The following is a 17,447-nucleotide window of genomic DNA, read 5'->3' as shown; positions in this document are numbered from 1 at the left end:
AGCTCCAGGTGTTCGGGAAACGGTGAGGGTCTCAGAGGGAACGGGCGATGATGTCTTTCATGACCTCGTTGGCGCCGGCATAGATTTTCTGTACGCGGCTGTCGGTGAACATGCGCGCGATCGGGAACTCGGTGGTGTACCCGTAACCCCCGAACAGTTGCAGGCATCGGTCGACGATCGCGCACTGCTGGTCGCTGGTCCAGTACTTCGCCATCGCGGCAGTGGGGACATCGAGTTCACCGCGTAGGAACTTGGCGATACAGTCGTCGACAAAGGTCCGTGCGATGCAGGTGACCGTTGCGCACTCGGCGAGCTCGAAGCGGGTATTCTGCATCGCCATCAGCGGCTTGCCGAAGATGTTGCGTTCCTTGGTGTATGCAGTGGTCAGCTCGACAGCGTGCTCCATCATCGCGACGCTTGCCACCGCGCAGATCAGGCGTTCGTTGGGGAGCTGCTCCATGAGCTGGACGAAGCCCCTACCCTCCGCCGGGCCGAGGAGGTTCTCCGCGGGGATCCGAAGGTTGTCGAAGAACAGTTCGGCGGTGTCCTGCCCTTTCTGCCCGATCTTGTCCAGCACACGCCCACGTTCGAAACCCGGTGTGTAATCGGAGACTTCGGCCACGAGCAGCGACATGCCCGACGCGCGCGCCTCGGGGTCGGTCTTCGCAGCGATGATCAACAGATCGCAGTTCCGGCCGTTGGAGATGAAAGTCTTGGCGCCGGAGACGAGGTAATCGCCCCCGGTCGCGACAGCACGGGTGCTGATGGCCTGCAGGTCGGATCCGGTTCCGGGCTCGGTCATCGCGATTGCGCCGATCCACTCCCCCGACGCCAGCTTCGGCAGCCAACGCTGCTTCTGCTCTTCGGTGCCGTACGCGAGAATGTAGTGCGGAACGATCCCGGTGTGCACACCGAGTTGCATCGCACTGTCGCCGGAGCGGATCTGCTCTTCGAACAGGACTGCTTCGTAAGCGAAACTGCCGCCGCCACCGCCGTACTCCTCGGGAACGGACATGCACAGAAGTCCGAGTTCACCGGCCTTGCGGTACACAGATCGGTCGGGATAACCCTGCTCGACGAACTTCGATTCGAGCGGCGCGACTTCCTTGGCGAAGAAATCGCGCGCGAGTTCCCGAACAGCTGCAAGTTCGCTCGCATCGGGTGTGGTGACGACTGCTGTGGACACGCTGCCTCCGGTGTCGCGCGATGATCGGGTTCGCATTCCGTCCCCGTGAATGCACCTAAGGTAATGTCCTTGTTGGCACACTGTCAATAATAGATTTCGGGCAGATTCTCGGCCGCTCCGAACGGTTACGAGCAGAAGTGAGAAGGTATTTTCATGAGCTTGGATGCCGAACCTCGGCGACAGCGTCTAGAACCCGACGCGCGTCGCCGCCAGATCCTCGATTGCGCGATCCGGTTGTTCGGCGAACGCCCGTACGCGTCGGTGTCCGCCACTGAACTGGCGAAAGAAGCCGGGGTCGCGCGGGGCCTGATCAACCACTACTTCGGAGGCAAGCGCGACCTCTACCTCGAGGTCATCAAAGCGATGGTGACCGTGCCACCACCGGACCGAGTCACCGTCCCCGACGGCACTCTCGCCGAGCGGGCGGACGCCTTCATCGATTGGTTCCTGACCATCCTCGAGCGACACGGCAAGACCTGGCTCGTCGCGGTCGCCGGCGGGGGGATGGCAAGCGACCCGGACGTCGGCAAGATCCTCAGCGACGCAGACGACCTTGCCGCAGATCGCCTGCTCGAGGCCCTGGGGCCCACCATCACCGAAGAAGAGTCCCTCGCACTTCACCCGATGATCCGTGCCTACGGCGGCCTGATCAAGTCCACCGGCCGGGAATGGATCGAACGCCGATCATTGACCCGGGAACAGGTGCACACCTTGCTCACCGATACCCTCGTCGTCATCGTCGAATCGACCACCTCGGCATCCCGCTCACCGCGAGGGCATCGTCGGACACACACGGTGGACTAACCTGGAAACATGTCGGATCGGGACCGGACCGCAAACGGGAAACCGCAGAACGCAAGACCTCGCGACGCACTGGGTCGCCCCCTGCCCTACGGCGAGGAAGGGGTCGAGGGAATCCCTGAGGACGCAAGCTTCACCCCCGACGAAGCGATCACCGAGGGTCAACGGCTCTTCGACCACGGATATCCTTTCCACGCACACGAGGTGTTCGAGGCGGTCTGGAAATCCTGCGAACCCGAGGAACGACCGCTGTGGCAAGGACTCGCTCAGCTCTCCGTCGGCCTCACCCACCTGCTGCGCGGCAACCAGAAGGGCGCGACGTCGCTGCTGCAACAGGGGCAAGCGCGGATTCGCCATTACGAGGACGTGCCGCCTCACGGACTCGACATCGACGGCCTGGCCGCGTGGGCCGATCATCTGCTCACCGAGATCGAACGCGGCGACCCGGTCCCCGAACCTCCGACACCCCGGTTGAGGATGCCCTGATGCCGATTCACCCCATGTTTCCGCTGGGTACAGCACTGCTCCCCGGCGACCACCTTCCCCTGCGCGTGTTCGAGCCGCGGTATCAAGAACTGGTCCGCGACTGCATGGCCGCACCCGACGGTCCCCGTTTCGGGGTCGTACTGATCTCCCGCGGGCACGAGGTGGGTGGCGGCGACCAGCGCACCGATGTCGGCACCATGGCCCGCATCATGGTCGACAACGAGCTCGGCGGTGGGCGCCACACACTCGAATGTATTGCCGAAGAACGTATTCGAATCATCGAATGGCTTCCCGACGATCCGTACCCGCGTGCAGAGATCGAGGCGTGGCCCGATACCGGCTCCGGCGCTGTGGATCTGAGCGAACTGGCTGTGCATCTGGGCAGGCTCTACGGCCTGCTCGACAGGCTCACCGAGGGGCGCGCGGCGCCCCCGCCGGACGATCTCCCGACCGATCCCGGAGCGCGGCTGTTCGCTCTCGCTCGGCACATTCCGATGGGCGAGGCCGATCGCTATGCAATTCTCAGCGCACCGGGACCCGAGGAGAGACTCCCTTTGCTCATCGACTCCATCTCGAGCACAATTGATCTCGCGGAGTGGCGGCTGAAGAACGGCTGAACGGTGCCCACCTGACAACCGCGAACGTTACAGACAGATACGCCCCGCCGACGTCGTGTATCTGTCTGCCAGGTACGCGGCGGTATCGCCGAGGTGTTCAGACGATCACGACGTCGAGAGTCCGCGGACCGTGCACACCTTCGACACGTTCGAGTTCGATGTCGGAGGTCGCCGAGGGCCCGCTGATCATGGTGGTGGGCCGCTCGGGGACCAACCTTGCCAGTGCCTCCGGCACGCCCACCTCGACACTGCTCATCGGCACCACGCACACGTGCAGGTCGGGCACCAGCGTCAGAGCCCGGCGGCCCTGATCGGGGCTGCCGTCGAGGAAGATCGTGCCCGTCTCGGCACACGAGACCGTCGATGCCGTCACGACACCGTCGAGACCCTCGAGGGCCGGCGCCGGGACATCGACGCTGTCGACGACCACCTCGCCGTCGAACTGCGACAACCACGAAGAGTCCAGCCCCGCAGGTATTCCCACTCGGCGGACACCTCGGGCGGCCAGCACACGCGCGATCGTGGCGGGTAGCTCCCCGAGGGTACTGCGGTACACGTTCGCCTTGTAGTCGACGAGTCTGTCGACGAACAGTTCGTAGCGTTCGTCGTCGGGAAGCGTTCGACCGGTGCGGTACTCCCGCGGAACCTCCACGGACTCAGGAGGCGCGAGCACCGACGCGTCGCGGATGCGGCCGAGGATCGTCTCGCGCGACGTCATTGCGCGTCTCCGTTCTCGCGCGCCTGCGCGATCGCTGCTGCGCCCTCGTCGGACTGCCACCATTGCCGGAAGGTCTGTTTCGGAGGTGCCGGAATGTCGCGGGCTGCCGTCCATCCCGCGAGCGGGCCGGGCAGATTCGAGATCTTGCCCTTCTTGCCTGCGACGATCCGCAACGCCCCAGCGGCCTTCTGCGCCGCGGTCCAGCGAGCCGACGACGACATTGCCATCGAAGCCGCCTTCATCGCTGCCGCTTCGGGACCGAACTTGGCATGTTCGACCTTCTGGTGCCGCAATTCGACCAGAAGCGAAGGAATGTCGATCTTCACCGGGCAGGCGTCGAAGCACGCGCCACACAGGCTCGAGGCAAACGGCAAGGTCGCGTTGGGATCCCCGGGTTCGCTCATACCCGCCAGTTGAGGACTGAGCACTGCACCGATCGGGCCGGGGTACGTGGAACCGTAGGCATGCCCGCCGGTGCGCTCGTACACGGGGCACACGTTCAGGCACGCCGAGCACCGAATGCAGTGCAGTGCTTCGCGTCCCACGCGGTCGGCGAGTGCTGCGGTGCGGCCGTTGTCGAGGAGCACGAGGTGGAAGTTCTGCGGCCCGTCGCCGGGAGTGACCCCAGTCCACATGGAGGTGTACGGATTCATTCGCTCACCGGTGGACGATCGGGGCAGCAACTGCAGGAACACTTCGAGGTCGCGATACGTGGGCAGCAGCTTCTCGATACCCATGACGGTGATCAGCGTGTCGGGCAGGGTCAAACACATGCGGCCGTTGCCTTCGGATTCGACGACGGCGAGGGTGCCTGTCTCCGCGATCCCGAAGTTCGCACCGGACACCGCGACGGGAACGGTCATGAACTTCTGGCGCAGGAACTTGCGGGCCGCTTCGGCGAGATGCGCGGGGTTGTCGTCGAGATCCGGGTCCACATCGGCCATCTCGCGCAGGAAGATCTCGCGGATTTCGGTGCGGTTCCGATGGATGGCAGGCACGAGGATGTGCGAGGGCTTGTCGTGCCCGAGCTGGACTATGAGCTCGGCGAGGTCGGTCTCGTATGCGTGGATCCCCTCGTCTTCGAGATGCTCGTTGAGTCCGATCTCCTGCGTGGCCATCGACTTGACCTTGATGACCTCGTCGGAGCCGGTCTCCCGGACGAGCCTCGTCACGATGGCGTTGGCTTCTGCGGCATCGGCAGCCCAGTGCACGATGCCGCCGCGCGCGGTCACTGCGGCTTCGAGCTGTTCGAGTAACTCGGGAAGCCGGTTCAGCACATCGGTTTTGACAGCAGCACCGGCGTCGCGCAGCTGCTCCCAGTCGGGTACCTCGCCGGTGACGGCGAGACGTTTGGCGCGGATGGTGTGCGTCGCTTTGCCGATGTTGCGTCGTAGCTGACCGTTTGCGAGCTCGTGATGCGCCGCGGCCGGAAACGTCTCGGTTCCGCGTAGATTGCCGAATCCGCGCGGCGGGATCGAGGGCAGTCCGAGTGCTGTGACCGGGCGGGTCCGGGGGGCGGGTCGAGATGTTGTCATGCCGGAACCGCCTTCGACTCGGTGGCGCAGAGTATCTCCGCAAGGTGAATGGTTCGGGTTCCGGTCTGCAATCGCGACATGCCACCGCCGATGTGCATCAGGCAGGACGAATCGCTCGCGCTGCAGAACTCGGCACCCGTGGTCGAGACGTTGCGGATCTTGTCGGCCAGCATTGCGGTGGAGGTCTCCGCGTTCTTGAGCGCGAAAGTACCCCCGAAGCCGCAGCACGAATCGGCTTCCGGGAGTTCGACCAGGTCGATTCCCCGAACCGCACGGAGAAGCTGCAGTGGTTTGTCTCCGACACGCAGCATCCGCAACGAGTGACACGTCGGGTGGTACGTCACGCGATGCGGGAAGTAGGCACCGACATCGGTGACGCCGAGGACATCGACGAGGAACTCCGACAGTTCGTACGTCTTGGCCTTGACCGTGTCGACACGACCGCACAGGCTCGCGCTGCCGTATCGCGACGCGACGATCTCATGCTGATGCCGCACCGATCCGACGCAGGAGCCGGACGGCGCGACCACGGCATCGATGGAAGGGTCGCCGAACGTACCGGCGTAGTTTTCGACCAGCGGCAGCGCGTCGGGCTGGTAACCGGTGTTGACGTGCATCTGACCGCAGCAGGTCTGCGAGTCGGGGAACACGACCTCGTGCCCGAGCCTGGCCAGCAGAAGAGCTGTGGCTTTGACTGCATTCGGGAACAATGTGTCGCCCAGACACGTGGCGAACAGCGCGACTCGCATGGGAAACTCCGCATCGGCTTGTGTGGTCTGACCACACCCTAGCGGATGAACGTGGACGCCGTCACGGGATTTCGAATTTTCACGATTTCGCCCCCGGGGCTCGATTGTGACACGCATCATGGTGTAGCTTCCCCTGTGGTCTGACCACGTGGTCCGACCACACAGCCAGTCGCCGCACACTGCGGCCGCGATCTCAGGAGCCCCCTTGTGGAAACCGACCTGCTCGCGGTGACCTTCACACCGTCGACGACCGCCGTCGCCGACAGTCTCACCGCCTCCGCACTGCTCGGCCTGGTGCCGCTGCTGACATTCTTCGTCCTGCTCGCGGGATTCAAGCTCAAGGCCTGGTATTCCGGCCTCGGCGCGCTCGCCGTTGCACTGGTCGTCGCGGTACTGGGGTTCGGGATGCCCGCACAGCTCGCCGGACTATCGGCCCTGCAAGGCATTGCGTTCGGCCTGTTCCCCGTGATGTGGATCGTGGTCACCGCGATCTGGTTCTACGAGCTCACAGTCGTCAGCGGCCGGTTCGAAGATCTCCGGCAAGTGTTCAATTCGGTCGGCCGCGGCGACATGCGCGTGCAGGCGATGCTCATCGCGTTCTGCTTCGGCGGAATGCTAGAGGCACTCGCCGGTTTCGGCGCACCCGTGGCGATCACCGGCGCCATGCTCATTGCCATCGGAATGCCTCCCATCCGCGCCGCGGTCACCGTCCTTGTCGCGAACACCGCGCCGGTCGCCTTCGGCGCGATGGCAATTCCGATCACCACCGCCGGCAACCTCACCGGTATCCCGGCCACTGAGATCGCTGCCGTCGTCGGACGCCAGACCCCACTGCTGGCGTTGTTCGTGCCGATGCTGCTGCTCTTCCTCGTGGACGGTCGTCGCGGCTTCCGTCAGGTGTGGCCGATCGCGCTGGTCACCGGCGCTGCGTTCGCGCTTGCCCAGTTCTGGTGCTCGAGCCACTTCTCCTACGAGCTGACCGACGTCGTCGCCTCCCTGGTGGGCCTGGCCGCCGCAGTGATCATGCTGCGCTTCTGGGGCCCTCGCACCCCTGATGACCAACTCTCGCAGGCGTCGGCCGAAGCCATCGGCCCGACCCGCACGATGTTCGCCCTGTTCCCGTACCTGCTGGTGATCGTGGTGTTCGGCATCGCCAAGCTCTGGACACTCGGCGTGGACATCCCGAAGTGGCTGGCATCGACCGATATCAAGATCGAGTGGCCCGGCCTGTACGGGAATCTGCTGAACGAGGACGGCTCCGCGTCGACCGGCGCGATCTACACGCTGCCATGGCTGTCCACTCCGGGCACGCTCCTGCTCATCTCGGGCGCCATCGTCACCGCTGTCTACGCGATATGGAACAACGCCGGAAAGTTCCCGATGGGCGCACGCCTGGCCGTGGTCACCCTCGGGAGCACCGCATGGAAGATGCGCCTGGCCATCGCCACGGTCGCTACCGTGCTCGGCTTGTCGTACGTGATGAATCAGTCCGGGCAGACCGTCGCAATCGGCACGTGGCTCGCGGGCACAGGGGCCGTCTTCGCACTGTTCTCGCCGATTCTCGGCTGGCTGGGTACCGCCGTCACCGGATCCGACACCTCGGCCAACGCACTGTTCGCCCGCCTGCAGCAGGCTGCAGGTCAGACCGCCGGGATCGACCCGACACTGCTGGTTGCCGCAAACACCTCCGGTGGTGTGGTCGGCAAGTTGATCAGTCCGCAGAACCTCACCATCGCGGCCACCGCCGTCGACCGGCCCGGTAGCGAGCCGGAACTGCTGCGCAAGGTGGTCTGGTACAGCATCGGCATGCTCGCCGTCCTGTGTGTGCTTGTGTACCTGCAGTCGACGCCAGTGCTGTCCTGGATGCTGCCCTGACCTGCCCCGACACATAGGCTGTCGAGTCATGTCGCCACAGTCCGAGCCACGCGCGTGGGAACACGTGCTGAACCATCTCGAGCAGATGCTGGTCTCCGGGGAGCTCTCCCCGGGCCAGCGTCTGCCGGGTGAACGCGTACTCGCCGCCGAGCTCGGAGTGGGGCGGTCGTCGGTCCGGGAAGCGCTGCGCGTGATGGAGGCGCTGGGTCTACTCAAGTCGCAGACCGGGTCGGGGCCCACCTCCGGAGCGATGATCGTCTCGCGGCCGACGGGCGGGATGACGATGCTCATGCGGATGCAGGTCGCGGCCCAGAACTTCCCGGTCGCCGACGTCGTGCAGACCCGCCTCGTCCTCGAAACCGAGGTGATGCAGCTGCTCGCCACCCGCAACCCCACACCGGATCTGAGCAACGCCGAAGAACTGCTCGACGCGATGGACGACACCGCGCTGGAGGCGAACGAGTTCCTGGTACTCGACTCGCAGTTCCACATCGCTATGGCAGACGCCGCAGGCAACCAGGTGATCGCGGCGATGATGGCGGGGCTGCGCGAATCCATCGAGGGATACGTCCTGGCCGGGGCACCGCTCGCGATCTGGCCCACGACGTGCGGGCGGCTGCGGCACGAGCATCGTGGTCTGGTCGAGGCAGTGCGTGCGGGAGATGCCGAACTCGCGCGCCGACGGATCGAGGGTCATATCCGCGGGTACTACTCCGAAACGATCGGCGCTCCTCGCCTGTAGAGCGGCCCTGGTAATTGCTCCCCGAAACATCGTGTACTGTAGGTCAGGCAACGCGGGGTGGAGCAGCTCGGTAGCTCGCTGGGCTCATAACCCAGAGGTCGCAGGTTCAAATCCTGTCCCCGCTACCACGACTTCAGGCCCGGCTTCCCACGGAAGCCGGGCCTGAAGTCTTTTTGTGTCCACTCCCGCCGGGTGAATCCGAACGGTCCGCCCTATTACTTATTACTAGCAGTTACTGTAACCTTCGCTCACATGAACAACCGCAGCCGCGCGCACGGGCCGGACCCTTCCGTGAGCACTGTGATGCCCGTCGCACCCGATCGCGTACTCCTGCACGCCCGCGACGTCCATTTCGACTGGAGTGCGTTGCCCGCGCATTGGGTCCCCGGTGATCCGTTCAGCACCCACGTGCTCAACGTGCTGCATCTGCTCCTCCCGGCCGGGGAGGAGTGGTTCGTCGAGACCTTCGAACAAGCGCTCCCCCACATCCACGACGAGGAACTCCGCGAAGACGTCCTCGGGTTCATCGGGCAGGAAGCGGTCCACGCCAACGCGCACCGTGGCGTTCTCGAGCACCTTCATGCCCGAGGACTCGATCCCACACCGTTCACCGACCAGATCCAGTGGCTGTTCGGACGCCTCCTCGGCCCACGCCCCCTAACCGGCTTGCGCGCCGAGAACTACCTCGTCGAGCGGCTCGCCATCATCGCAGCAATCGAGCACGTCACGGCGTTCCTCGGCGACTGGGTCCTCAACGCACGAGGACTCGACGCAGCGGGAACGGATCCCACGATGCTCGATCTACTGCGGTGGCACGGCGCGGAAGAAGTCGAGCATCGCAGCGTCGCCTACGACCTGATGCGCTACTTCGACCCCAGTGAGGCACGCCGCCTGCGGACGCAGATCATCGTCGCCCCAATTCTCACCTGGCTGTGGATCCGCGGAACCCGATTCCTCATGTCGCACGACCCCGAGCTCACCGATGCTTCCGCGAGGGCGCGCACACCGCACGTCTCGGACTGGCTCGCCGCAAGCAGGCGCGGCACCATGCCAGGGCCGTCCGACCTCGTCAGGCGACTGTCCCGGTACTTCGATCGCATGTACCACCCGAGTCGGGAGGGGTCGACTGCCCAGGCCGTCCGCTACCTCGCATCCTCCCCCGCAGCCCGCGGAGCACACCGGTGACCGGCCTGGCTGTTCGGCAGGAACGTCCGCACGACCTCCGTGGACGCAGGCGCCCCGACCGCGCGATGGGACTCCTGAAAGTGCTCGTCGACCGGTACGTCGGCGTGGTCGCCCCACTCGGCAGCGGGACCGGACACCTTGCGCAACCGGACCCGGAGATGCGACTCACCGTGTCGCGCAAGGAGGTCGTGGCCGCCGACGGGGATGTGGTGCAGTTGACACTGCAGGCACCGGATGGCGCCGTGCTGCCCCTGTGGCACCCGGGCGCGCATCTCGACGTGCACCTGAAGTCCGGACGGCGCAGGCAGTATTCACTGTGCGGCGATCCCGCTGACACCGGCAGCTACGTCGTCGCGGTGCGCCGTGTGCCCGACGGCGGTGGCGGCTCACTCGAAATGCACGCGCTCGAACCCGGAGACACAGTGTCGGTGCGGGGGCCCCGCAACGGATTTCCGTTCGTTGCCGACGGACGAGTGCTCTTCCTGGCGGGCGGCATCGGGATCACGCCGATCCTGGCGATGGTGCGCGCTGCCGAGTTCACCGGAATCGACTGGCTCCTGACATACACGGGCCGAAGCCGCAGCGCGATGCCGTTCGTCCGCGAACTCGAACAGCGCTACGGTGAACGGGTTTTCATCCGTCCCGACGACGAATACGGTGTCCCCACCGTCGACGACCTCCTCGGCGCAGCGCCTGCCGGCGGCGCCGTCTACTGCTGTGGACCCCCGCCGATGCTCGACACCGTACAAACCGGATTCGGCAAGACCGGCGCCCACGCGCTGCACTTCGAACGGTTCGGCGCACCTCCCATCGTCGACGGCCGCCCGTTCGAGGTGCAACTGGCGAGCACAGGGGCAGTTCTTCCGGTGTCCGCAAACGAATCTGCACTCGATGTGATCCGCCGACACCGTCCCGATGTCCCCTACTCGTGCAGGCAAGGTTTCTGCGGCACGTGCCGCACACGCGTCTTGTCCGGCAGTCCCGACCACCGCGAGAACCGGCTCACCGCAGACGAACGCCGCGAGGAGATGCTCGTCTGTGTCTCCCGCTCCGATGGCCGGCTCGTACTCGACCTCTGAGGAACCGCATGCGCACACGTATCGTCACCAACGGGCCGATCCGCCTTCACACCGTCGAAGAGGGAAACCCCGACGGGCCGGTCCTGATCCTCGTCCACGGCTGGCCCGACACCCATATGCTGTGGGACCGGGTAGTGCCTCACCTGGCCGATGAATTCCGCATCATCCGATTCGACAATCGTGGTGCGGGCGCCTCCACAGTTCCCCGGGATGTCGCCGCCTACCGGTTGACGCACCTCGCCACCGACCTGTTCGCGGTGATCGACGCGATGAGCCCCGATACCCCCGTTCACCTGCTCGCACACGACTGGGGTGCAGTGCTGTGCTGGGAAGCGGTGTGCGAACCGGGGGCCGCCGAACGCATCGCGTCGTACACCTCGGTGTCGGGGCCCAATCTCGACCATCTCGCGATGTGGATGCGGCGACGCCTCCGGCAAGCACGCCCGCTCGGACCACTCGAGCAAGCACTGGCCTCCGCCTACACCGTTCTCTTCCAGATTCCGGGGCTACCCGTGCCCGCGCTTCGATGGTGGTTCTCCCGGCACTGGCCGGGCTTCGTCGGGGCCTTCGATCGCACCGATCCCGCGGCGATCGGGCCGCTCGCACCCACCGTCGCCGACGACATGGTGCACGGACTGAAGCTGTACCGGGCGAACGTGCGCCGGCATCTGCTCCGGCCGCGCGAACGCCGAACCGACGTTCCGGTGCAGCTCGTCCAGAATCTTCGTGACCTGGCAGTACGCCCTGTCGGATACGAGGACACCGAACGGTGGGTGACGGATCTGCACCGCGAGCCGCTCGACGCGGGGCACTGGTCGCCGCGGTCGCACGCAGGCGAACTGGCGGAGCTCACAACCCGCTTCCTCCGGACTGTCGAAGCCGGTACCGCCGCGCAAAGCAGGAACGCCGAGTAGATTTCGCGTCAGAGCAGATCGCCCGAGGAGGTGCGATGAGCAATGACGCCGATACTGCGGACCGTCCACGTGCGCCTCGGTGGTTACGACCGACGATCATCGCAGTGCTCTTTGCGATCGCGTTCTACCAGATGTCGGGTTGGTTGTTCCACAACCTGAAAGGCTTTCTCGGCCTGATCTTCCTGGCGTGGCTGTTCAGCGTCACCATCGAGCCGATCGTCGACCTGCTGGAGCGTCGAGGCCTCCGGCGAGGGGCCGGTACCGGGTTGGTCATGGTGAGCCTGTTCGTGCTCACCGTCGGGTTCTTCGCGCTGTTCGGCACCATCCTCGCCGAACAGGTGGCACAGTTGCTCACCACACTTCCCGACGCTCTGTCGCGTGTGACCGATTGGGCGAACCGCACATTCGACACCAACTTCAAGACCGGCGACGACCTGCTCCACCTCACGCCGGACACGATCCGCGATCTCGCGCAGCGATTCACACCGGGCGTGCTCGGCGTCGTGAGCACCCTGGTCGGCGCGCTCTTCCAGTTGCTGACGATCCTCCTGTTCGTGTTCTACATGTCTGCAGAGGGCCCGAAGATGCGGCGGGCGATCTCGAGTTGGTTTCCCGCGCGGCAGCAGAAAGTGATCGCGGAGGTATGGGAAACGTCCGTCGAGAAAGCAGGCGGCTACGTCGTGTCGCGGTTGATCCTCGCTGCGGCGAGCACCATCGCGACCGGGATCTTCCTGCTGATCATCGGTGTGCCCTACTGGTTACCGCTCGCGATCTGGACCGGAGTCGTCTCCCAGTTCATCCCGACGCTCGGTACTTATCTGGCGATCGCACTGCCCGCGATCATCGCTGCCGCATCGCAACCACTCGATGGGGTGTGGGTGGTCGTGTTCGGCACGCTCTATCAACAGGTCGAGAACTATGTGCTGCATCCCCGGATCACGGCACGCACCGTGTCGATCCATCCTGCGGTGGCCTTCGGTTCGGTGATCGTCGGGGCGACCCTGTTCGGCGCGGTCGGAGCACTCGTTTCGGTGCCGGTGGTCGCAATCCTGCAGGCTCTCGTCGAGTCCTACGGAACGCGCTACGCGCTGATCGAACAACCCGACTCGACGGCGCCACCCCCCGATCCGGACAGCACAGCGCCTCCGGGCCCAGAGGACCCGAAGGCGCGCTGACGCGGCAAGGCCAGGCCGTCAGACGATGAGCTTCGCGGCCGTCGCAGCGACCACTTCTTCGGTGGTGACACCGGGCGCGGTCTCGACGAGCTTCAGCCCCTCGTCGGTGACATCGATGACGGCGAGATCGGTGATGATCCGCTGGACGCACCGTTTGCCGGTGAGCGGCAGTGCGCATTCCTCGAGAATCTTCGGGTCGCCCTTCTTGGTGACGTGATCCATCATCACGATGACGCGCTTGGCGCCGTGCACGAGGTCCATCGCGCCGCCCATGCCCTTGACCATGGCGCCCGGAATCATCCAGTTGGCGATATCGCCCCTGGCCGAGACCTGCATCGCACCGAGCACTGCGACATCGATCTGACCGCCGCGGATCATGCCGAACGATTGCGACGAGTCGAAGTACGAGGCACCGGGGATCGCGGTGATCGTCTCCTTACCCGCGTTGATGAGCTCGGGATCGAGCTCCTCCTCGGTGGGGTACGGACCGACGCCGAGCACACCGTTCTCTGCGTGCAGGATGACCTCGATGCCGGGCTCGATGAAGTTCGGCACCAGCGTGGGCATGCCGATACCGAGGTTGACGTACTGACCGTCGCGCAGTTCTCCGGCGACGCGCGCGGCCATCTGTTCGCGGGTCATGCCCTTTGCCGACTGTGTCATGAGCGCACCGTCCGATTCTCGATTCCGACCTCGATCTTGCCGACGTGCACCACTCGCTGCACGTGGATACCGGGGGTGTGAATCTCGTTGGGATCCAGTTCGCCCGGCTCGACGAGGTGCTCGACCTGAGCGATCGTGATCCGCCCCGAGGCCGCGGCGGGCGGGTTGAAGTTGCGGGCCGAGGCCCGGTAGACGAGGTTGCCGTGCCGATCGCCCTTCCAGGCGTGCACGAGTGCGTAGTCGGCGGCGATACCGCGTTCCATCACGTAGGTCTGGCCGTCGAACTCGCGGGTTTCCTTGGGCTGCGAGGCAAGCTTGATGCCGCCGTGCCCGTCGTAGCGCAGCGGCAGGCCGCCTTCTTCGACCGCGGTACCGACACCTGCGGGAGTGAAGAACGCGGGGATACCGGCGCCACCGGCCCGCATCCGCTCGGCGAGTGTGCCCTGCGGGGTGAGCTCGACTTCGAGCTCACCCGAAAGGTACTGACGGGCGAATTCTTTGTTGGCACCGACGTACGACGAAATCGTGCGACGGATACGGCCCTTCTCGAGAAGAAGACCCAGACCGAAACCGTCGGTACCGCAGTTGTTGCTGACAGTCTCCAGGTCGGTTGCGCCCTGCTCGAGAAGCGCGTCGATGAGGATCTCGGGGATGCCGACCAGGCCGAATCCACCGACGGCGATGGTCACACCGTCGGGGATGTCGGCTACTGCCTCGGCGGCGGAGGCAACGACTTTGTCCATGCATGCCAGAATAACCGGCGACGTACGTAATGTGAACCCTCGTCCGCAATACGAACATCTCCGCCCAAGACCGTTGCTTCACGCTCAGGACCGCACTAGCCTGTCCGCATAGCGTCCATCCGTCCTCATTGCGAACAAATGGAGCATGCATTGACTGTCACGCTGCACTACGAACAGCACGGAGACCCGTCCGCGCCGACTGTGCTCTTTCTCGGCTCGCTCGGATCCGACCTGTCGATGTGGCAGTCGCAGATCGACGCACTGTCCTCGACCTGGCACGTCGTCGCTGTCGACCACCGCGGGCACGGTTCGTCGCCCACACCGCCCGGCCCCTACACGATGAGCGCACTGGGAGCCGACATCCTCGCGCTGCTCGACTCCCTGGACGTGCAGTCCATGCACTACGTCGGACTCTCCCTCGGGGGTGCCGTGGGCCAGTGGCTCGCGGCGAACCATCCCGAGCGCGTCGACTCGCTCACGCTGTTGTGCACGTCGTCGGCGTTCCTGCCCGCCCAGCCGTGGCTCGATCGCGCCCGCACCGTGCGCGCCGACGGACTAGGCTCCATCGCCGCATCCATCGTGTCGCGCTGGTTCAGTCCCGGTCGCGCCGAGAGCGATCCAGACCTCGTCAGCAGGCACGTCGCGATGGTCGAGGGCACCACCGACGAGGGCTACGCCGCATGCTGCGAAGCCCTCGCGACCTGGGACGGCCGCGACGGTCTTGCCCGCATCACCGCACCCACTCTCGTGATCGCAGGCGAAGAAGACCCCGCCACCCCGCCCGCCGTGATGCAGGCCCTGGCCGACGGCATCGCCACCGCCGAGTTCCACGTCGTCGCACCCGGCGCGCATCTCGCGAACGTCGAACAGGCAGACACGGTCACGCAGCTGATCACCGAGCACTTGAAGAAGAACCTGTCGTGACCGATACCGATACGAGCCCGGTCGCGAAGGACGCCTCCCCCGACTACGTTCAATCCCTCGCCCGCGGGCTGTCCGTCATCAAGGCGTTCGGCGCGGAGAACCCGCGCCGCACCCTGTCCGACGTCGCGCGCGCAACCGATCTCACCCGCGCGACCGCGCGCCGATTCCTGCTCACGTTGACCGAGCTCGGGTACGTGCGCACCGACGGATCCCACTTCTGGCTCACCCCGAGGGTCCTCGAACTGGGATACAGCTACCTCTCGGCCCTGTCGCTGCCCGAGGTCGCGCGACCGCACCTCGAGTCGCTCGCCCAGAGGATCCACGAGTCGACGTCGGTGTCGGTACTCGATCGCGGCGACGTCGTCTATGTCGCCCGTGTTCCGGTCAACCGCATCATGACCGTCACCATCACCCTCGGCACTCGCTTCCCCGCCTACGCCACGTCGATGGGCCGTGTCCTACTCGCAGGCTTGCCCGACGGCGAACTCGACGACTACCTCGCCCACGCCGACCTGGAACCCATAACCGGTACCACCGTGCAGACCCGCGACACGTTGCGCACAGAACTCGAGAAGGTGCGCCGCGACGGATTCTGCATCGTCGACCAGGAACTCGAAGAGGGACTGCGGTCGCTCGCCGCACCGATCCGCGACGCATCCGGCGCCGTTGTGGCCGCGGTGAACATCTCCACCCATGCCGCCCGCTACTCGATCGAAATCCTCCGCGACCGGCTGGTCCCCGCCCTCGTTTCCACGGCGGACGAGATCTCGTCGGATTACGCCCGCACCCAGACGAATTGATCGGAGAGAGAACTGATGACCGACGTAGTGATCTGCGAACCGCTTCGTACCCCGGTGGGCCGCTTCGGCGGCGTCCTGAAGGACATCGCACCGGAAGACCTTGCTGCCACCGTCATCCGCGAGATCGTGTCGCGTACCGGTATCTCGGGATCCGACATCGACGACGTCATCCTCGGGCAGGCGTCCCCGAGCGGCGAGAACCCGGCGATCGGACGTATCGCCGCACTCAACGCCGGCCTCGGCGTCGAGGTTCCGGGCATCCAGGTAGATCGACGCTGCGGCTCCGGTCTCCAAGCGATCCTGCAGGCCATCATGCAGGTGCAGACCGGCGGCAGCGATCTGATCCTCGCCGGGGGCGCCGAGTCCATGAGCCAGGCAGAGTTCTACGCGACCGGGATGCGCTGGGGCGTCAAGGGTGAGGCAGTCGCCCTCAACGATCGGCTCGCGCGTGCCCGTGTCACCGCCGGCGGCCGCGACTTCCCCGTCCCCGGCGGCATGATCGAGACCGCCGAGAACCTGCGCACCGAATTCTCCATCAGCCGTGAAGACCAGGACGCGCTCGCCGTGCAGTCGCACCAGCGTGCCATCGCCGCGCAGAAGAACGGTGTGTTCGCGCAGGAGATCGTGCCGGTGACAGTGCCTCAGCGCAAAGGTGATCCGCTGATCGTCGACACCGACGAGCATCCCCGCGCCGACACCACCGTCGAGACCCTCGCGAAGCTGCGCCCGATCCGGGGCAAGATCGATCCCGAGTCCACCGTCACTGCGGGCAACGCGAGCGGCCAGAATGACGGCGCCGCACTCGCGATCGTCACCACCGCGGACAAGGCCGCCAAGCTCGGCCTGCGTCCCCTCGCCCGGCTCGCGAGCTGGGCGGTGGCCGGAGTTCCGCCGCGCACCATGGGAATCGGTCCGGTCCCTGCCAGCGAGAAGGCGCTGGGCCGTCTCGGCCTGACTCTCGCCGACATGGACGTCATCGAACTCAACGAAGCATTCGCCGCGCAAGCACTCGCCGTGACCCGCACGTGGGGTATCGGTGCGGACGACAGCCGGCTCAATCCCAACGGTTCCGGCATCTCGCTCGGTCATCCCGTCGGCGCGACCGGCGGCCGAATCCTCGCTACGCTGCTGCGCGAATTGGACCGTCGCGAAGGACGTTACGGGCTCGAAACGATGTGCATCGGCGGCGGACAGGGTCTCGCCGCGGTATTCGAGCGCATCGCCTGATCGGTGCCCGGTCGCGCCGGCGCGGACG

At 65.6% G+C, this 17,447-nt stretch carries 17 protein-coding genes, 1 tRNA gene and 1 pseudogene; 13 read left to right on the top strand and 6 right to left on the bottom strand.

Features of this window, described 5'->3' with window-relative positions; translation table 11 throughout:
- Positions 1-31: 31 nt before the first annotated feature.
- Positions 32-1,186: an acyl-CoA dehydrogenase family protein gene (locus MWU77_RS13370; RefSeq protein ID WP_247273923.1), complete on the bottom strand. Its 1,155-nt coding sequence runs from the start codon at positions 1,184-1,186 to the stop codon at positions 32-34.
- A gap of 153 nt (positions 1,187-1,339) precedes the next feature.
- Here MWU77_RS13370 and MWU77_RS13365 point away from each other — a divergent pair, with 153 nt between their 5' ends.
- Genes MWU77_RS13365 through MWU77_RS13355 form a run of 3 tightly spaced genes read left to right on the top strand, consistent with a single transcriptional unit; the run spans position 1,340 to position 3,090 of the window.
- Positions 1,340-1,990 (top strand): TetR/AcrR family transcriptional regulator, encoded by a 651-nt coding sequence (locus MWU77_RS13365; protein ID WP_247273922.1) that lies wholly within the window; start codon positions 1,340-1,342, stop codon positions 1,988-1,990.
- Between the two features lie 9 nt (positions 1,991-1,999).
- Positions 2,000-2,473, top strand: coding sequence for a DUF309 domain-containing protein (locus tag MWU77_RS13360; RefSeq protein ID WP_247273921.1), 474 nt, complete (start codon positions 2,000-2,002; stop codon positions 2,471-2,473).
- Complete coding sequence (locus tag MWU77_RS13355; protein ID WP_247273920.1) at positions 2,473-3,090, top strand: LON peptidase substrate-binding domain-containing protein; 618 nt, start codon at positions 2,473-2,475, stop codon at positions 3,088-3,090. The genes MWU77_RS13360 and MWU77_RS13355 overlap by 1 nt, the downstream gene beginning before the upstream one ends.
- A gap of 97 nt (positions 3,091-3,187) precedes the next feature.
- Here MWU77_RS13355 and MWU77_RS13350 read toward each other — a convergent pair whose 3' ends face one another.
- Genes MWU77_RS13350 through MWU77_RS13340 form a run of 3 tightly spaced genes read right to left on the bottom strand, consistent with a single transcriptional unit; the run spans position 3,188 to position 6,092 of the window.
- A complete protein-coding gene (locus tag MWU77_RS13350; protein WP_247273919.1) occupies positions 3,188-3,808 on the bottom strand; it encodes a lactate utilization protein C in 621 nt (206 codons plus the stop codon).
- Positions 3,805-5,343, bottom strand: coding sequence for a LutB/LldF family L-lactate oxidation iron-sulfur protein (locus MWU77_RS13345; RefSeq protein ID WP_247273918.1), 1,539 nt, complete (start codon positions 5,341-5,343; stop codon positions 3,805-3,807). Before MWU77_RS13345 ends, MWU77_RS13350 begins: the two co-directional genes overlap by 4 nt.
- Complete coding sequence (locus tag MWU77_RS13340; RefSeq protein ID WP_247273917.1) at positions 5,340-6,092, bottom strand: (Fe-S)-binding protein; 753 nt, start codon at positions 6,090-6,092, stop codon at positions 5,340-5,342. Before MWU77_RS13340 ends, MWU77_RS13345 begins: the two co-directional genes overlap by 4 nt.
- A gap of 207 nt (positions 6,093-6,299) precedes the next feature.
- Between MWU77_RS13340 and MWU77_RS13335 the strand changes: the two genes are divergently transcribed.
- From MWU77_RS13335 to MWU77_RS13305, 7 genes are all read left to right on the top strand, one after another.
- Positions 6,300-7,967, top strand: a complete 1,668-nt coding sequence (locus MWU77_RS13335; protein WP_169689517.1) for an L-lactate permease — start codon at positions 6,300-6,302, stop codon at positions 7,965-7,967.
- A 28-nt stretch (positions 7,968-7,995) separates the two neighbouring features.
- Positions 7,996-8,709 carry a FadR/GntR family transcriptional regulator gene (locus MWU77_RS13330; protein WP_169689516.1) on the top strand — a complete coding sequence of 238 codons (714 nt, stop codon included), beginning with the start codon at positions 7,996-7,998 and terminating at the stop codon, positions 8,707-8,709.
- 51 nt (positions 8,710-8,760) lie between these two features.
- Positions 8,761-8,837: transfer RNA gene (locus tag MWU77_RS13325), tRNA-Met, on the top strand.
- A gap of 175 nt (positions 8,838-9,012) precedes the next feature.
- Positions 9,013-9,894 (top strand): metal-dependent hydrolase, encoded by an 882-nt coding sequence (locus MWU77_RS13320; RefSeq protein ID WP_247274124.1) that lies wholly within the window; start codon positions 9,013-9,015, stop codon positions 9,892-9,894.
- Positions 9,895-9,959: 65 nt separating this feature from the next.
- Entirely contained in the window at positions 9,960-10,973 is a 1,014-nt protein-coding gene (locus tag MWU77_RS13315; RefSeq protein WP_281499379.1) for a PDR/VanB family oxidoreductase, read from the top strand.
- A gap of 8 nt (positions 10,974-10,981) precedes the next feature.
- Positions 10,982-11,887 carry an alpha/beta fold hydrolase gene (locus tag MWU77_RS13310; RefSeq protein WP_247273915.1) on the top strand — a complete coding sequence of 302 codons (906 nt, stop codon included), beginning with the start codon at positions 10,982-10,984 and terminating at the stop codon, positions 11,885-11,887.
- 35 nt (positions 11,888-11,922) lie between these two features.
- The gene (locus tag MWU77_RS13305) at positions 11,923-13,062 is read left to right on the top strand and encodes an AI-2E family transporter (protein WP_247273914.1); all 1,140 of its coding nucleotides are present in this window, start codon (positions 11,923-11,925) and stop codon (positions 13,060-13,062) included.
- An 18-nt stretch (positions 13,063-13,080) separates the two neighbouring features.
- Here the strand turns inward: MWU77_RS13305 and MWU77_RS13300 are convergent, their stop codons facing one another.
- Together MWU77_RS13300 and MWU77_RS13295 are read right to left on the bottom strand one after the other, a co-directional pair.
- Positions 13,081-13,725, bottom strand: coding sequence for a CoA transferase subunit B (locus MWU77_RS13300; protein WP_169689513.1), 645 nt, complete (start codon positions 13,723-13,725; stop codon positions 13,081-13,083).
- Positions 13,722-14,468 carry a CoA transferase subunit A gene (locus tag MWU77_RS13295; RefSeq protein ID WP_169689512.1) on the bottom strand — a complete coding sequence of 249 codons (747 nt, stop codon included), beginning with the start codon at positions 14,466-14,468 and terminating at the stop codon, positions 13,722-13,724. The genes MWU77_RS13300 and MWU77_RS13295 overlap by 4 nt, the downstream gene beginning before the upstream one ends.
- Before the next feature lie 150 nt (positions 14,469-14,618).
- Between MWU77_RS13295 and pcaD the strand changes: the two are divergent.
- From pcaD to MWU77_RS13280, 3 genes and pseudogenes are all read left to right on the top strand, one after another.
- A pseudogene (gene pcaD / locus MWU77_RS13290) lies at positions 14,619-15,374 on the top strand (3-oxoadipate enol-lactonase); the annotation flags it as partial.
- Positions 15,375-15,388: 14 nt separating this feature from the next.
- A complete protein-coding gene (locus tag MWU77_RS13285) occupies positions 15,389-16,192 on the top strand; it encodes an IclR family transcriptional regulator (protein ID WP_247273913.1) in 804 nt (267 codons plus the stop codon).
- 15 nt (positions 16,193-16,207) lie between these two features.
- Positions 16,208-17,419 carry an acetyl-CoA C-acetyltransferase gene (locus MWU77_RS13280; RefSeq protein ID WP_247273912.1) on the top strand — a complete coding sequence of 404 codons (1,212 nt, stop codon included), beginning with the start codon at positions 16,208-16,210 and terminating at the stop codon, positions 17,417-17,419.
- The last annotated feature ends 28 nt before the right edge of the window (positions 17,420-17,447 follow it).

It is taken from the genome of Rhodococcus sp. F64268 (assembly GCF_023015605.1).
In the GTDB taxonomy this organism is placed as follows: Bacteria; Actinomycetota; Actinomycetes; order Mycobacteriales; family Mycobacteriaceae; genus Rhodococcus.
This window is presented reverse-complemented; position numbering and strand designations above follow the sequence as displayed.

Excerpts from the sequence above, each read along its gene's own strand:
- MWU77_RS13300 (WP_169689513.1), bottom strand. The coding sequence starts at position 13,725 with ATGACACAGTCGGCAAAGGGCATGACCCGCGAACAGATGGCCGCGCGC.
- MWU77_RS13365 (WP_247273922.1), top strand. The coding sequence starts at position 1,340 with ATGAGCTTGGATGCCGAACCTCGGCGACAGCGTCTAGAACCCGACGCG.
- MWU77_RS13320 (WP_247274124.1), top strand. The coding sequence starts at position 9,013 with ATGCCCGTCGCACCCGATCGCGTACTCCTGCACGCCCGCGACGTCCAT.
- MWU77_RS13350 (WP_247273919.1), bottom strand. The coding sequence starts at position 3,808 with ATGACGTCGCGCGAGACGATCCTCGGCCGCATCCGCGACGCGTCGGTG.
- MWU77_RS13310 (WP_247273915.1), top strand. The coding sequence starts at position 10,982 with ATGCGCACACGTATCGTCACCAACGGGCCGATCCGCCTTCACACCGTC.
- MWU77_RS13345 (WP_247273918.1), bottom strand. The coding sequence starts at position 5,343 with ATGACAACATCTCGACCCGCCCCCCGGACCCGCCCGGTCACAGCACTC.
- MWU77_RS13305 (WP_247273914.1), top strand. The coding sequence starts at position 11,923 with ATGAGCAATGACGCCGATACTGCGGACCGTCCACGTGCGCCTCGGTGG.
- MWU77_RS13355 (WP_247273920.1), top strand. The coding sequence starts at position 2,473 with ATGCCGATTCACCCCATGTTTCCGCTGGGTACAGCACTGCTCCCCGGC.
- MWU77_RS13330 (WP_169689516.1), top strand. The coding sequence starts at position 7,996 with ATGTCGCCACAGTCCGAGCCACGCGCGTGGGAACACGTGCTGAACCAT.
- MWU77_RS13280 (WP_247273912.1), top strand. The coding sequence starts at position 16,208 with ATGACCGACGTAGTGATCTGCGAACCGCTTCGTACCCCGGTGGGCCGC.
- MWU77_RS13295 (WP_169689512.1), bottom strand. The coding sequence starts at position 14,468 with ATGGACAAAGTCGTTGCCTCCGCCGCCGAGGCAGTAGCCGACATCCCC.
- MWU77_RS13340 (WP_247273917.1), bottom strand. The coding sequence starts at position 6,092 with ATGCGAGTCGCGCTGTTCGCCACGTGTCTGGGCGACACATTGTTCCCG.
- MWU77_RS13315 (WP_281499379.1), top strand. The coding sequence starts at position 9,960 with ATGGGACTCCTGAAAGTGCTCGTCGACCGGTACGTCGGCGTGGTCGCC.
- MWU77_RS13360 (WP_247273921.1), top strand. The coding sequence starts at position 2,000 with ATGTCGGATCGGGACCGGACCGCAAACGGGAAACCGCAGAACGCAAGA.